Below are 13145 nucleotides of genomic sequence, written 5' to 3'. Positions count from 1 at the left end.
GGCAAGAGCGCAATTCTAGAGTGCGCCCCTGGTCATGCGGACGCTCGCAGACTGAGAAAGGCATGGGAAACTTCCCATCCAACTGCCCAGGAGAGTGGCACCCACGGCGAGTCCAGGCGGTCCGGCGACTGGATTGCGACATATCAGCCCGCCGTACTCTCCGGCCCGGTAGACTGGCCACACCTTCATCCTCACCGGGGGCACGATGCCCCTTTCCACGGGCGCTGGCGCAAGGCCGGCGCGGAGTAACAAAGGCATGTCCTTCGAAATCGTCCTCGACCTCTTCGCGGCGCTCTGCTTTGGCGCCCTGATAGGCATGGAGCGCCAGTGGCGCCAGCGCTTCACCGGCGTCGCCACCCACGGTCTGGTTGCGCTCGGCGCAGCCACCTTCGCCACCTTGCCCTTCCTCATGAACGCGGAAGACCAGGTGGTGCGCATGTCAGCCCAGGTGGTCACCGGCATCGGCTTCCTCGGCGCCGGCGTGATCATGCGCGACGGCCTCAGCGTGCGCGGCCTGAGCACCGCCGCCACCGTCTGGTGCACCGGCGCGGTGGGTGTGCTGGCAGGCGCCGGATTCCTCGCGGCAGCACTGGTCGCCACCCTGCTGATCGTGCTGTGCAACCTCACCCTGCCCTCGGTGACCCGCTGGATCCAGCGTCACGCCCCTATCGAGCCGAGCAGCGAGCGCTACTACACGGTCCAGGCCGTCACCGAAGCCCACCAGGAAGCGCTGGTACGCTCCACCCTGCTGCGCCGTCTGAGCGCCAACGGCCTGGCCCTGCAGAGCCTGGAAAGCCACGCGCGCAAGACCGGCGGGGACGTGGAAGTGGCCGCCCTGGTGCTGGCCCCGAGCGACAAGGACAGCCTGCTGGAGTCGCTGGTCGGCGAACTGGCCCTGGCCCCCTACGTTTCGGCAGCCAGTTGGTCGGTCAGCGACGGGCCGCAGTAGACATCGCACACTAAGAAAGGGAGCCCATGGGCTCCCTTTTTTCCGTGTTCGTGCGAAGGCCGAAGCCCCCAAGCCCTCAGCAGGAACGCCCTACGAGCGCGATCACGCACCTGCTCCGTTTCTGCGGGGTGCCTGCCGGCGGGGTCGGCGCATGACGGACAGCCATGGCGCAGCGGCTGCTCAGCCGCCGAATACCGGGCGGAAGAAGCTCCGCTCGTAGCTGAGGATGCAACGGGTTTCTTCCGCGTAGCGGAACGCTGCCTGGCACTCGGGATCGTCCATGGACTGCTGCCGGTAGCGTTCGTAGTCGGCCAGGCTGGGGAAGGTGAACATCGCCAGGGCAATGTTGCTGGCACCCTCGGAGGGCAGGAAGTAACCGTGGTGCTGACCGCCGAAGCGCTCCACCAGCGGCATCCACAACCGGCCGTAGTGTTCGAATTCCTTGAGCTTGTAGGGGTCCAGCACATAGCGCAGGTAACAGGTGACCATCTCGCCAATTCTCTTCCGGTGAAAGGGACGGCCACTTTAGCGGGCAAACCCCTGCATCGATACAGGGATTCAACCTTGCGGGAGCGCTCCGCAGGACCCGTGTCGCGCACCGCCGGGCTGCTCCGTGCTGCGCTCGTGGCGGGACCTTGTCCGCGCCCCGAAGGCCCGGCGTCAGGCGAAGACGAAGTACTTGCGCACCGTCTCCACCACTTCCCAGGTGCCCTTCATGCCCGGCTCGATGACGAACACGTCGCCGGCACGCAGGTGCACCGGCTGCTCGCCCTCGGGGGTGATGACGCAGTAGCCGTCGAGGAAATGGCAGTACTCCCACTTCTCGTAGTTCACCTCGAACTTGCCGGGGGTGCAGATCCAGGTGCCCATGATCTTGCTGCCGTCCGCCGACAGGTAGGCATTGAGGTTGACGGTGTGCGGGTCGCCGCCGATGCGCTTCCACTTGGTGGCGTCCAGCACGGGCGTCGGGCAGGTGTCGCGCAGTACGGTGATGAAATCGGACATGACAGCTCCAGTCGTTGCGGTGAAGGTCCGCCACCCTAGCCACGATCCGCCGCCAGGAGTTGCCTGGATTCGACATCGGTATGTCTGCCAGCGCTGCCCGCCCTCCGCTGACCTGCCCCCTGACAGATTTGTCATCCGCCGCTCATCTCGCCGTTATCCGCGCTCCCACACGATGCCCGTGGCCCTCGCCACGCCTGGGCAAAAACAACAACAGCAGGCGGTCACCGACCATTCCTGCCCTTGGGAGCAAATCATGTACCGACGCAAATTCCCGCTGGCGGCTTCGCTGCTGGCACTGGGGGTCGCTTCGCCGACCGTCTTCGCCGAGACCGAAAGCAAAGAGAAAGCCGAAGGCTTCCTCGAAGGCGCCAGCCTGGAAATCCTCAACCGCAACCTCTACTTCAACCGCGACGCCCGCCACGGCCAGTCAGTGCCGCCGCGCGGCAACGGCTACTCGGAAGTCTGGGCCCAGGGGATCATCGGCAAGTTCGAATCCGGCTTCACCCAGGGCACGGTCGGCGTGGGCGTCGACGCCTTCGCCATGGTCGGCTTCCAGCTCGACACCGGTGACGGGCGTAACGGCGCCGGCAGCTCGGTGGACGTGCTGCCCACCGACAACGACGGGCGCACCGAGAGCGACTACGCCAAGGCCGGCGGCGCGGCCAAGGTGCGCCTGTGGGACACCGTACTGAAGGCCGGCGACGTATTCCCGGAAACTCCCGTGGTGCACTACGGCGATTCGCGCCTGCTGCCCGAATCCTTCCGTGGTTTTACCCTGCAGAACACCAGCCTCGAAGGCCTGACGCTGCAAGGCGGCCGCCTGCACGCCATGAGCCAGCCGCAGTCGCGGCAGATGGACGACGGTTTCGCCACCTTCTACGCCGGCCCGGTGGATTCGGCCTGGCTCGCCTACGGCGGCGGCGACTACGCCATCAACGACAACGCCAGCGTCAGCCTCTACAGCAGCCGCCTGAAGGACGCCTGGAACCAGTACTACTTCGGCACTGCGCTGAACTTCCCGCTCAGCGAGGCCGTGGAGCTGTTCGGCGGCTTCAACTACTACAAATCGCAGGACGAAGGCCGCGAGCTGCTCGGCGAGTTCAACACCAACATCTGGAGCGCCAGCGCCGGCGTGCACTTCGGCGCCCACCGCATCGCCGTCAGCCACCAGCGCAACAACGGCAACAACGACTTCGACTACCTGCGCCAGGCCGACTCGATCTACCTGGACAACTCCATCCAGTACAGCGACTTCAACTCGCCGAAGGAGCGCTCGTGGATGGTCCGCTACGACCTCGACATGGCCACCTACGGCGTACCGGGCCTGAGCTTCATGACCCGCTATGCCCGCGGCACCGACGCCGATTACTCCAACGCCAACGCCGTGTACATGCGCACGGATGACAACGGCGACCCGCTTACCGATCAGAAGCGCTGGGAGCGCGACGTCGAGGCCAAGTACGTGTTCCAGGAAGGCCAGCTCAAGGACCTGTCCCTGCGCGTACGCCAGGCGACAACCCGCGCCACCGCCTTCGAGTCGGACCTGGACGAAGTGCGACTGATCGTCGAATACCCGCTGGCGATTCTGTGACGGCCTGCGCCTGACGGGAGGATGACGGAATTGTCAGCTGCGCCTCAGCCTCCCGTTAGGCGCGCCTGCGTATAACGGAAGCCATCACCGCCCCCCCAAGGCTACTGGTGATGATTTCCCCGCAGCACTGCTCCTCTCCCTGGCGCTCCATGTGCCCTTTGGGGGGAGAGGAACTCTCGGCGCCCGAATGGGCGCCTTTTTTTGCCTTGAAGAAACTTCCCTGTGGGGGCGGCTCATGCCTGTGGTTTGCACGGCACCTATCTGTTGGCTCCCGAGTTACCCATGACGACGGAGCTGACCTGCAGAAGCGCGCCATGCGCGCGATCGCGGGCATGGCCCGCTCCTACCGGATAGATCTGTGCTCGGATCGGCCCTCACCCTAACCCTCTCCCAAGGGGAGAGGGGACCGTTCGGTGCCTGATGAAACCACAGCGTCAGCCGGCACGATTTGCTCCCTCTCCCTGAGGGAGAGGGCTGGGGTGAGGGGGAAAGCACAAACACGGGACTACCAGGGAAAGACAGTTGCTCCTACAAGGAAACGTCGGCGTTGGGCGGTTTGCGAGCAAGGACTAGGCGTCCCCCTCGGTCCTACCCAGAGCATCTCTACGTCACTCGAGGCTGGACCGTAGGGCGCATAACGCGCCAGCGTTATCCGCCGTCGTGGTATCGGCGGATAACCCGCTCCGGGTTATCCGCCCTGCATACTGACCTGCAAGGAGCGTCCCATGGACGCAATCGCGTGCATGGCCCGCGTCCAGAGAGCGAGCAAGACGTCAGGCGCCCTGCCCCTCCTCATCCCGCCGATGCATCCAGCGATACAACGCCGGCAGCACCAGCAGCGTCAGCGTGGTCGAGGACAGGATGCCGCCGATCACCACCGTCGCCAGCGGCCGCTGCACTTCCGCGCCGGTGCCGGTCGCCAGGGCCATGGGCACGAAGCCCAGGGACGCCACCAGCGCCGTCATCAGCACCGGACGCAAACGCGTCAGAGCACCCTCGCGGATCGCCGCGTCGAGGCCGCGCCCTTCCTCCCGCAGGCTGCGGATGAAGGAGATCATCACCAGACCGTTGAGCACCGCCACCCCCGACAGCGCGATGAAGCCCACGCCGGCGGAGATCGATAGAGGAATGTCGCGCAGCCACAGCGCGACTACGCCGCCAGTAAGAGCGAAGGGAATCCCGGTGAACACCACCAGTCCGTCACGGACGTTGTTGAACATCATCAGCAACAGGGTGAACACCAGCAGCAGCGCCACCGGCACCACGATCTGCAGGCGCTGCGCCGCCGACTGCAGCTGCTCGAACTGGCCGCCCCAGGTGGTCCAATAACCGGCCTGCAGCTTCACCTGCTGCCCGATGCTGGCGCTGGCCTCGGAGACGAACGAACCGATATCCCGCCCGCGCACGTTGGCGCTGACCACGACGAGGCGCTTGCCGTTCTCGCGGCTGACCTGGTTCGGCCCCTGCACCAGTTCCAGGCGCGCCACTTCGCCCAGGGTGATGAAGCCGATGCGCGAGTCCGTGGCGTTGGCCGGGGCCGGCACCGGGATGAGCATGCGCGACAGCGCGTCGATGTCGCTGCGCAGGTTTTCCGGCAGGCGCACGATCAGGTCGAAGCGGCGGTCGCCGTCGAACAGCGTGCCCGCCTCGCGGCCACCGATGGCCACGGCGACGTTGTCCTGGATGTCGCCGACATTCAGCCCGTAGCGCGCCGCACGCTGGCGGTCGATGTTGACGGTAAGCACCGGCAGGCCGCTGGTCTGCTCGACCTTCACCTCGGACGAACCCTGCACCTGGCGCAGCACGCCGGCGATCTGCTCCGCGGTCTGGTTCAGCACGCCCATGTCGTCGCCGAAGACCTTCACCGCCACATCGCTGCGCACACCGGAGATCAGTTCGTTGAAACGCAGCTGGATCGGCTGCGACAGCTCGTAGGCGCTGCCCGGCACACCGTTGGCGGCTTCCTGGATCTCCGCCTCCAGCTGCGCGCGGCTCTTCTTCGGGTCGGGCCACTGGTCCTTGGGCTTGAGCATCACGTAGGCGTCGGAGATGTTCGGCGGCATCGGGTCGGAGGCGATCTCCGCGGTGCCGGTGCGGCTGAACATGCGCTGCACCTCGGGCACCTTGTCGAGCACCTGGCGCTCGAGCTTTTCCTGCATGGCCACCGATTGCGACAGGCTGGTGCCTGGCGTGCGCAGCGATTGCAGGGCGAAGTCGCCCTCGCCCAGGCTGGGCACGAACTCGCTGCCCATGCCCCTGGCAATCACGCCCGAGAGCACCACCAGTACGGCGGCCACGGCGAACACCAGCGCACGACGCGCCATCACCCAGTCCAACACCGGTTCGTAGGCGCGGCGCGCACCGCGCATCAGCAGGTTCTCCTCTTCCTTGACCTTGCCGGTGATGAACAGCGCGATGGCCGCCGGCACAAAGGTCACCGAGAGGATCATCGCGCCCAGCAGCGCCAGCACCACGGTGAAGGCCATGGGGTGGAACATTTTCCCCTCGACACCGGTGAGGGCGAAGATCGGCAGGTACACCACCATGATGATCAACTGGCCGTAGATCAGCGCGCGACGCGCCTCCTTCGAGGCGGCGAAGACCTCATGCAGGCGCTCGCTGCGGGTCAGCATACGGCCGTGGTGCTGCTGCGCGTGGGCCAGGCGGCGGATGGCGTTCTCGACTATCACCACGGCGCCGTCGACGATGATGCCGAAGTCCAGCGCGCCGAGGCTCATCAGGTTGGCGCTGATGCGGTTGCTGAACATGCCGGTGAAGGTGAACAACATGGCCAGCGGGATCACCATGGCGGTGATAAGCGCCGCACGGATGTTGCCGAGGAACAGGAAGAGCACGGCGATCACCAGGATCGCGCCCTCGGTAAGGTTGCGCTTGACCGTGGCGATGGCCTTGTCGACCAGTTGCGTGCGGTCGTAGACCGTCACCGCCTTGACCCCGGCCGGCAGCGTGCGGTTGATCTCCTCCAGCTTCGCCGCGGCGGCCTTGGCGACGGTGCGGCTGTTCTCGCCGATCAGCATGAACACAGTGCCGAGCACCACTTCGCGGCCATCCTCGGTGGCGGCGCCGGTCCGCAGCTCGCGGCCGAGATCGACCTCGGCAATGTTGCGCAGGCGTATGGGCGTGCCGTCGACATTGGCCACCACGATATTGGCGATGTCTTCCAGGCTGCCCACCTGCCCCGGTGCGCGCACCAGCAACTGCTCGCCGTTGCGCTCGATGTAGCCGGCGCCGACGTTGGCGTTGTTGCGCTCCAGCGCGGCGATCACATCCGCCAGGGTCAACCGGTAGGCCGCCAGCCGGCGGGTGTCGGGGGCAACCTGGAACTGCTTGGCGAAGCCGCCGATGGTGTTCACCTCGGCGACGCCCGGCACGTTGCGCAGCTGCGGCTTGATCACCCAGTCCTGGATCACCCGCAGGTCGGTCGGCGTGTACTCGCTGCCGTCCTCCTTGCGCGCGCCCGGCTCTGCCTCGATGGTCCACAGGAAGATTTCCCCGAGGCCGGTGGAGATCGGCCCCATGGCCGACTCGACGCCTTCGGGCAGTTGCTCGCGCGCCTGCTGCAGGCGTTCGTTGACCAACTGGCGGGCGAAGAACAGGTCGGTGCCATCCTTGAAGATCACCGTCACCTGCGACAGCCCCGAGCGCGAGATCGAGCGCGTCTGCTGCAGGCCCGGCAGGCCCGCCATGGCGGTCTCCACCGGGTAGGTGACGCGCTGTTCGGTCTCCAGCGGGGTGAAGCCCGGTGCCGAGGTGTTGACCTGCACCTGCACGTTGGTGATGTCCGGCACCGCGTCGATGGGCAGCTTCTGGTAGCTGGCGATACCCAGGCCGGCCATGCCGAGGACGGCGAGCAGCACGAGATAGCGCTGCTCGATGGCGAAACGAATGATGCGTTCGAACATGTTCTCGCCCCGTCAGTGCGCGTGGGACGCCGAGCTCTTGCCCAGCTCCGACTTGAGAATGAAGCTGCCTTCGGTCGCCACCTGGTCGCCGGCGACAAGCCCGGCCAGCACCTCGACGAGACCTGCGCTGCGGACGCCGAGATCGACCGGCCGCGGGTCGAAGCCCTCGGCACTGCGCACGAACACGCTGGGCTTGCCTTCCACCTCCTGGATCGCCTGCTCCGGCACCGCGACCGGCACCTGGCGCGCACTGCTGCTCACCCGCACATTGACGAACAGGCCAGGGCGCCAGGCGCCATCAGGGTTGGCCAGGGTGACGCGGGCCACCGCGCTGCGGGTCTGCTCACCGAGCAGGTTGCCGACATAGCTGACGCGGCCGTCGACCTGCATGCCGAGGTCCGCCGCCTCCACCCGCGCCGGCTTGCCCACCTGCACCCGCGCCAGGTCCTGCGGCGCCACGCTGAAGCTGGCCCAGACCCGCGACAGGTCGGACAGCGTGAAGGCCGCCGTGGTCTCGCTGACCACCTCGCCGGGCACCAGGTGCTTCTCCACCACCACGCCATCGAAGGGCGCGCGCAGCTCATAGCGATTGCCCCCGGCGCTGACCGACACGCCGCTCAGCGCATTGGTTTTCTGCTGTGCGTTGGCCAGGGCGATGCGCGCCTCTTCCAGGTCCTGGCGGGCCTGCAGGTAGTCCTGCTCGGCGGAAATCTTCTCCTGCCACAACTCCCGTTCGCGCTCGAAGGTCTTGCTCGCCAGGCTCGCCCGGCGCTGGGCGGCGGCCAGCTCGCTGCGCAACTCGGAGACCTGCTGGCTGGCGATCACCGCCAGCAGTTGGCCCTTCTTCACGCTCTGCCCGAGGTCCACCGCCACCGATTCCACTACGCCGGGCGTGCGCGGCACGACGTGGGCGGTGCGGTCCTGGTCGAAGCCGATCTCGCCGGGCAGGCTGAACGCCTCGTCCAACGCCTTCGGCCCGGCCGTGGCGAGCTGGATACCGGCGGCCTCGATCTGTGCGGGGCTCAGGTGCAGGCCCTCCTCCTCGGCTTCGCTGGAGGCGCTGAGCGGTGGCGCAGCGTGATGTTCAGCATCAGCATGGCTTGGCGCTTCGGCATGGCGCGTCGGCGCGGCGTTGCCGTGGTGCTCGCCGTCCACATGGGTCGCGTCGTCGAGGTGGCTGCCACCGGCCTGTTCGCTGCCCATCCAGGCGTAGGCGCTGACGCCCAGCGCGGAGGCCAGCAGAACGGCGGCGGCGAGAGGGGTTTTCTTGATCATGGAAGCTCCGGGAAATTTCCGCCGGCGCCGCGCCGTAGCGCAGGCACCGCAGGGTGATGGAGGGTGCTGAAGAGGTCGTGGACGCACCAGTGCACGGGCAGGCTCACGGTCGGCGCGGCGGCAGACGGTGTCAGGCTCACGAGCAGCAGACCGAACCAGGCGCAGCGGCGCTTAGCGGGCCGCGCCGACATCGCCGTAGACCCTTTCGATCCGTCCCCAGGCATCGCTGACCTGGGCCAGCGCACGCAGGTACTGGTCGCGGGCGGTGATCAGGGTGCGCTGGGCGTCGAGCACTTCGAGGAAGCCGAACTTGCCCATCTCGAAGCCGCGCGTGGCGCTCTCCACGGCGGTCTGCGCGCTGGGCAGGATGGTCTGGCGGAAGGCATTCACCTCGCCCTGGGCGGTGCTCCACTGCTGCAGCGCCTGCTGGGTTTCCTGGCGCAGGCGCAGTTCGGTGGCATTGCGCAGGTCACGGGCCTGATCGGCGCGGCGGGATTCTGCGAGGATGTTGCCCTGGTTGCGGTCGAACAGCGGCAGCGGCAGGCTGAAGCCGATCACCGCGATGCGGTCGCGGTTGCCGGCGTCGATGGCCTCCTGGGTGCCGACGCTGACGTCGAGGTCGGGAATGCGCTGGGTCTTCGCCAGCCGCACAGCGGCCTCGCCCTGATCGATGCGGGTCTGCGCCAGGCGCATTTCCGCGCTGTCGCCCAGGCGGTCGAGCAGCTGGTTGCTGCTGGGCAGGCCGGGCAAGGGTTCGACGCTGTCGCTGCGCACGCCGCTGAAATCCGGCAGTGCCAAGCCCATCAGCGCGGCCAGCGCCTGGTTGGCATCGGCTCGCTCGCGGCGGGCGCGGGACTGCTCCAGGCGTACTTCGGCGAGTTGCACCTGCGCGCGGTTGGCCTCCAGCGGCGGTGCCTTGCCAGCACGCACGCGCCCCTCGGCCGCAGTCACACCACGCTGCGCCAGTTCCACCGACTGCTGTGCCAGGCGCTCCCGCTCCTGGGCGCGCAAGGACGTGTAGAAAGCCGCGATCACGTCGCCACGCAGCTGATTGCGCCGCGCCTGCAGGCCTAGTGCGGCAACGTCCTGGCCGCGCTCGGCCAGCTCCACCCGCGCACCGCGCTTGCCGCCCAGCTCCAGCGGCTGGCTGATGCCGATCGTGGTGGTGCGATTGCGCGAATCGGTGCCCTCCTGGTCCCAGGACAGCGTCGGGTTGCGCAGCAGGCCGGCCTGATCGCGCAATCCCTGGGCGATGCCGGTTTCCCGGCCGCTGGCGGCCAGCTCGGGGTTGCCGCCGGCGGCGGCCTGCAGGGCATCCTCGATGCCGATCTCGCGGGCCTGCGCCCCGCTTGGCAACTGCCAGAGCAGCAACCCCAGCAGCATGGCCGGCACGGCAAATCCAGTACGTCTTGAAAACACGGCGAACCTCGCTCGGTGGAGTCAACTTCGACGGCATCCCGTCATTTCCACCGGCGAATCTAGAAGTGCCTCTCTAGCGACAAGGTGACTGGATAATTACAAACATGTAATTGGCCATCTGCCGACTTCCCGTTGTATGTATTTAAAAAGGCCCCGCGCCTCTTCCAGGTAACTTCAGGAAACAATTCGCGGCACTCCGGACAAACTGAAGCCCTTCTGAAATCCCTTACAGACCAGCGACCTACAGAACTTTCAGTACTCCGCCCCCAGCCAGAAATGCGACATCGCCACGGTTGACCCTGAAGTCGCTACAGCTTCTAGACTGCGCGCCTTTCTCGTTGGCGGTATGAACTTCCCTGCGCCTGCGGCACCACTCTTCACGTAATTACCGGGTAACTATCCATGAAAATCCTGCTCATCGAGGACGACCACAAGACGGCCGATTATCTGCAACAGGGACTGAGTGAAAGCGGCTATGTCGTCGACCGCGCCGACAACGGCGTCGACGGCCTGCACCTGGCCCGGCAGTGCGCCTACGACCTGGTCATTCTCGATGTGAACCTGCCGCAGATGGACGGTTGGGATGTGCTCGCCAGCCTGCGCCAGCACAGCGACATCCGCGTGATGATGCTCACCGCCCGCGGCCGTCTCACCGAGCGGGTGAAAGGCTTCGACCTGGGCGCCGACGACTACCTGCTCAAGCCCTTCGAGTTCCCTGAACTGCTGGCCCGCGTTCGCTCGCTGATGCGCCGCAGCGAGCGCATCGACCAGCCGCAGGTGCTGCAGATCGGCGGGCTGGAGCTGGACCCCGGCCGCCATCGCGCCTACCGCGACAGCCAGCGCATCGACCTGACCAGCAAGGAGTTCGCCCTGCTGCACCTGCTGATGAGCCGCAGCGGCGAAGTGCTCTCGCGCACGCAGATCATCTCGCTGGTCTGGGACATGAACTTCGACTGCGACACCAACGTGGTGGAAGTCACCATCCGCCGCCTGCGCGCGAAGGTCGACGATCCCTTTGCCGACAAGCTGATCCACACCCTGCGCGGGGTCGGCTACGTGCTGGAGTCCCGCGCATGAAGGCGGCCAGCCTGTCGCTGCGCATCGGCCTGTGGGTCGGCGTGCTGGGGTCGGTGCTGATGGCCCTGCTGCTCACCCTCGCCTACCTCGCCCTCGACCATCAGTTGGACCAGCGCGCCCACCGCGAGCTGGAGGACAAGCTCGGACAACTGCGCCACGCGCTGGAGGCCGACCCCGGCCTCGCCGCCCTGCCCCTGCGCGGCCATGCCCTGCAGGACCAGTTGATGGGCCACGACAACCTCAGCGCCGCGCTGCTCGATGAGCAACGCGGACGGCCGGCGCAATTCAGCAGCGGGCCGACTACCGACCTGCCGAAACTCGACGAGTTCGCCGGCAACGGCCGCGCCTTCGGCTGGACCACGGCGGACGGTCGCCGCCTGCTCACCGAACGCAGCCTTGTCCGTCTGCGCGACGGCAACAGCCTGCGGGTGTTCCTGACCCTGGATCGGCGCGACGACGACGCCCTGCTTGGCGCCTTCCTGCGTTCGGCCTGGCTGGCGGTGCCGCCGTTGCTGCTGCTGATCGCCCTTGGCGCGCGCCTGGTGGCCAAGCGCGGCCTGCTACCGTTGCGCCAGTTCGGCCAGGTGGCCTCGCGGGTCACCACCCAGGACCTCAGCCACCGCATTCCGCTGCAGGACTTGCCACGGGAGCTGGGCAAGGCGGCGCGGGCACTGAACCTGATGCTGCACCGATTGGATGGCGGCGTGCAGCAGCTCACGCAGTTCTCCGACGACATCGCCCACGAGCTGCGCTCACCCATCGGCAACCTGCTGGGCAAGGCTCAGGTGACGCTGTCGCGGCCACGGGAAAAGGAAGAGTACGAGGCGGTGCTGGCGGCAAGTACCGAGGAACTGGAACGGGTCGGGCGGATCGTCAGCGACATGCTGTTCCTCGCCCAGGTCAGCCATCCGCGCGCGCTGCTGCCGCAGGAGCCGGTGCGGCTGGAAGAGGAAGCGGCGAAGGTCGCCGAGCTGTTCGATTTCAGCGCCGAGGAGAAGTCGCTCTCCATTGTCATCGAAGGTCACGGGCGGGTGGTGGGTGACCGGCTGATGATCCAGCGCGCGATATCCAACCTGCTGTCCAACGCCATCCGCCACACGCCCGGGGGCGAGCGCATCAGCGTGCAGGTGCGGGACGATGGCGAAGCCGTGACCTTGCAGGTGCAGAACCCCGGCGCGGGCATAGCCGCCGAACACCTGCCGCACCTGTTCGAGCGCTTCTATCGGGTCGACAAGGGCCGTTCGCGGGCACAGGGCGGCACCGGCCTGGGGCTGGCCATCGTGCGCTCGATCATGGAGCTGCACCTGGGCTCGGCCAGCGCGCAGAGCTCGGAGGAAGGGCCGACGCGCTTCCTCCTGAGATTCCCCGCTTCACCTGACTGAGTCAGCGGGTGGCGCGGCAGGCAACGCGCTCGGTGCGGTACTCGATGGCCTGTTCGTCACCGAAGGAGTCCTTGTAGCGCAGCTGCACCGGCACCACGCCGCAGTCGCTGCTCATCGGCGTCACCGCCACGACTTCGGCGATGTCCAGGTTCATCCCGTAGGTGTATTGCTTGGCCTCGGCGATCTGCGTCGGTGAAGGTGCACCCTGGCGGGCCTGCATGACCTGCTGGCGGGCCTGCTCCATGCGCGCGAAGGTGATGTCGCCGCCACCGTCAGCCAGGGCCAGGGAGGAAGCGCCCAGCAGGGCGGCGGTCAGGAAGATGCGGGAGAATTTCATGGCAGTCACCTCGTGGTGGTTGAAAGTGACTCCACCTTAAGAGGCCGCCGCTAACGGGAAGCTGAGGCAAGGATGACGATTCGGTTATCCGGCGCACGGGCCACTGCGGCAAAGCAGGCAATTTCCCACCACTCATCCGTGCATTTTCCCAACGGTGAACTCTCGGCGTCCGACAACTGTCTGTGTG

At 66.9% G+C, this 13145-nt stretch carries 10 protein-coding genes; 4 read left to right on the top strand and 6 right to left on the bottom strand.

Translation table 11 applies throughout. From position 1 onward, the window contains the following. The first annotated feature begins 256 nt into the window (after positions 1-256). Entirely contained in the window at positions 257-949 is a 693-nt protein-coding gene (locus tag IB261_RS13585) for an MgtC/SapB family protein (protein ID WP_081517041.1), read from the top strand. A gap of 180 nt (positions 950-1129) precedes the next feature. Here the strand turns inward: IB261_RS13585 and IB261_RS13580 are convergent, their stop codons facing one another. Continuing rightward, a complete protein-coding gene (locus IB261_RS13580; RefSeq protein WP_081517040.1) occupies positions 1130-1438 on the bottom strand; it encodes an NIPSNAP family protein in 309 nt (102 codons plus the stop codon). A gap of 171 nt (positions 1439-1609) precedes the next feature. Then, positions 1610-1954 (bottom strand): cupin domain-containing protein, encoded by a 345-nt coding sequence (locus IB261_RS13575; RefSeq protein WP_081517039.1) that lies wholly within the window; start codon positions 1952-1954, stop codon positions 1610-1612. A gap of 253 nt (positions 1955-2207) precedes the next feature. On the opposite strand from IB261_RS13575, the gene IB261_RS13570 reads away from it, so the two are divergent. After that, entirely contained in the window at positions 2208-3545 is a 1338-nt protein-coding gene (locus IB261_RS13570; RefSeq protein WP_192382836.1) for an OprD family porin, read from the top strand. Between the two features lie 773 nt (positions 3546-4318). Here the strand turns inward: IB261_RS13570 and IB261_RS13565 are convergent. From IB261_RS13565 to IB261_RS13555, 3 genes are all read right to left on the bottom strand, one after another. Next, positions 4319-7468, bottom strand: a complete 3150-nt coding sequence (locus IB261_RS13565) for a CusA/CzcA family heavy metal efflux RND transporter (protein WP_192382837.1) — start codon at positions 7466-7468, stop codon at positions 4319-4321. 12 nt (positions 7469-7480) lie between these two features. Beyond that, the gene (locus IB261_RS13560) at positions 7481-8743 is read right to left on the bottom strand and encodes an efflux RND transporter periplasmic adaptor subunit (protein WP_225606115.1); all 1263 of its coding nucleotides are present in this window, start codon (positions 8741-8743) and stop codon (positions 7481-7483) included. A gap of 171 nt (positions 8744-8914) precedes the next feature. Further along, entirely contained in the window at positions 8915-10126 is a 1212-nt protein-coding gene (locus IB261_RS13555) for a TolC family protein (RefSeq protein WP_192383239.1), read from the bottom strand. 438 nt (positions 10127-10564) lie between these two features. On the opposite strand from IB261_RS13555, the gene IB261_RS13550 reads away from it, so the two are divergent. Both IB261_RS13550 and IB261_RS13545 read left to right on the top strand, forming a co-directional pair. Further along, complete coding sequence (locus IB261_RS13550) at positions 10565-11239, top strand: heavy metal response regulator transcription factor (protein WP_081517035.1); 675 nt, start codon at positions 10565-10567, stop codon at positions 11237-11239. Continuing rightward, positions 11236-12621 carry a heavy metal sensor histidine kinase gene (locus IB261_RS13545; RefSeq protein WP_192382838.1) on the top strand — a complete coding sequence of 462 codons (1386 nt, stop codon included), beginning with the start codon at positions 11236-11238 and terminating at the stop codon, positions 12619-12621. Before IB261_RS13550 ends, IB261_RS13545 begins: the two co-directional genes overlap by 4 nt. 1 nt (position 12622) lies before the next feature. Here the strand turns inward: IB261_RS13545 and IB261_RS13540 are convergent, their stop codons facing one another. After that, positions 12623-12958: a co-regulatory protein PtrA N-terminal domain-containing protein gene (locus IB261_RS13540; RefSeq protein WP_192382839.1), complete on the bottom strand. Its 336-nt coding sequence runs from the start codon at positions 12956-12958 to the stop codon at positions 12623-12625. Between the last annotated feature and the right edge of the window lie 187 nt (positions 12959-13145).

It is taken from the genome of Pseudomonas sp. PDM20, assembly GCF_014852575.3.
In the GTDB taxonomy this organism is placed as follows: domain Bacteria; phylum Pseudomonadota; class Gammaproteobacteria; order Pseudomonadales; family Pseudomonadaceae; genus Pseudomonas.
This window is presented reverse-complemented; position numbering and strand designations above follow the sequence as displayed.